1 protein-coding gene is annotated in these 2,364 nt (G+C 54.8%); it reads left to right on the top strand.

All coding sequences use genetic code 11. The features are described 5' to 3' along the window. The first annotated feature begins 706 nt into the window (after positions 1 to 706). Positions 707 to 2,059: an IS1380 family transposase gene (locus VLA04_00540; protein ID HSI20185.1), complete on the top strand. Its 1,353-nt coding sequence runs from the start codon at positions 707 to 709 to the stop codon at positions 2,057 to 2,059. Positions 2,060 to 2,364: the final 305 nt, after the last annotated feature.

Raw genomic sequence — 2,364 nt, 5'->3', positions numbered from 1 at the left:
TACTGCCGCCCGAGCCTTCCCCAGACGCCGTCACTTTCAGGACTTGGTTTTCTGCTTGGGTATTTGCAGTGATGCTCAGGAACAAAACCAGACTGGCAAGAGAAGCCATTGCTTTCATTTCATAGCAATCCTTTGAATTTTATTCAATCATACACAGGCATTTTAGGGTATTGCCATCTTAAGTGCTTGGTATGCTGCTTTGCCAAGCGTGGCGACTTAACGTATCCAGACAGACGAGGAATTTGGCCAACGCGGCAAATCAACTGGACTTCGCCAGTTATTTGTATTGTTGTATAGTCGGCTTACGCGCTACACAACCTGGCAAATCGATCCGACCACAGCGGCTCATTTGCATGATTCCCAGATCTCGCAAGCTCGACAAGGAATCCCGCAAGGCCGATTGTCACGGCCTTGCTCATAGGCATCAACGATAGCTTGGCTCTTGCAGCGCCTACACAATACCTCAACTTGTAGGTCAATTTTGGCGCTAAGTTAAGTGCTTGTTGCAGAGCTTTGCTCTGCTTACAAGGCACTTATGCAAAGCGTAGCGCATGCCAGAGCTTTCTACGCATCTTGAGCCTGCGGTTCTGCTAGAAGCTCTTAATCCTAGCCCGAATTTCTCACAAATAGATCGCTAGAAAAAACTGGCTCCATTCTGTAGATTGAAAGTTACCACACAACCAATCGCGGAAAAGGAGCCAGTACCATGAAGTGTAGCCCTGAGGCCTGGGAAGTTCAAGGGAAAAATGGAGAAGCGCTGACGGTGAATTTTGAAGGCGGCGCCCTGACCTCGGACGCGGGCCTGCTCCTGCTGAAAGAGGCGGACACCCGTCTGGGGCTCATTTCCCGTCTGGCCGCTTGTTTTACGGATCATCGCGCCTCCGGGTACGTCGATTTCACCGTCGAAGAACTCCTGGCTCAGCGCATTTACGGCTTAGCTGCAGGCTACGAGGACCTCAATGACCATGACCAGCTCCGCTTTGACCCGCTCTTTTTGAAGCTTTTGCGTTCCGACGACAAACCCTTCCTGGCAGGCAAAAGCACCCTGCAACGCTTGGAAAATGGGGCGCTTGAACCCACGCGTTACCACCGCCTCCTCCACAAGCAAGAACGCCTGGCGGAAGTGTTTCTCGACGTGTTCCTCGAGCACACACCCCGGAGGCCTGACACCTGCATTCTGGACTTTGACGCCACCGACACTCCCCTGCACGGCGACCAGGAAGGCCGCTTCTATCACGGCTATTACGGCAACTACTGCTATTTGCCCCTCTACGTCTTTTGTGGCCAGGAATTGCTGTGCGCCACCTTGCGTGAAGCCAATCAGGATGGCGCTGCGGGAGCTCTCGACGAGCTCAAACGCCTGGTGACCCGCCTCCGCCAGCACTGGCCGGGCGTCAGCATTCTCCTGCGGGCAGATAGTGGCTTTTGCCGGGAAGAGATCATGGCCTGGTGTGAAGCAAACCAGGTGAACTACCTCCTAGGTTTGGCCCGGAATCGCCGATTGGAGGGGCTGATCGCACCCGCGATGGAAAAGAGCCGCCGGAAATTCTTGCACACGCACCAGGCCCAACGCCGATTTGTGAGTTTCAAGTACCAGACCCGAAAGAGTTGGTCGCGTGCCCGGCAGGTGATTGGTAAAGCAGAGTACCTTGAAAAGGGCGCCAATCCCCGCTTTGTGGTGACGTCCTTGCCTCTGAAGGACACCACGCCCAAAGACCTCTACGAAAAGGTCTACTGTGCTCGCGGAGACATGGAAAACCGGATCAAAGAACAGAAGCAGGATCTGGCTGCCGGGCGGACCTCGGCGCATCTCTTTCGCGCCAACCAGCTCCGGCTCTGGTTTTCCGCCCTGGCCTACGTCTTGGTGCAAGCCATCCGGCGGCTGGGCTTGAGCGGGACAGAGCTCGCTCAAGCCCAAGCCGGAACCATCCGCCTCAAACTGTTGAAAGTCGGCGCACGCATTCTGCAAGTGGGAGAGCACCTGACGTGTCAACTCACGAGTGCCTGTCCATTTCGCCGTCTTTGGGGACATGTTTTGGAACGATTACGTTCAGCCTAAGCCAAGCTCAAAACAGCGCCTTGCCTGGAGACAGGCTTGCTTTCGCCTGTCGAGTAGTCGCAAGAGAAGGAACAGAAGCTGCTCGGAGAAGGCGAGAGTGCCTTTTCAGACTGCCTGTTCGGGAAAAAAGTCCGCTCAACATACCCCACACCCTATCTACGAGCTGCTTTGTGAGAAATTCGGGCTAACACTGCAACGTCATTTCGATCCAAACGCCAGTCACCGTGTCATTCCGGTTTCCCCTGTGCGCAGCCGGGGAAGACCGGAATCGAGGGGATAGTCACTGATCGGCTGACGAAAGAAGT

It is taken from the genome of Verrucomicrobiia bacterium (assembly GCA_035460805.1).
Classification (GTDB): domain Bacteria; phylum Patescibacteriota; class UBA1384; order CAILIB01; family CAILIB01; genus DATHWI01.
This window is presented reverse-complemented; position numbering and strand designations above follow the sequence as displayed.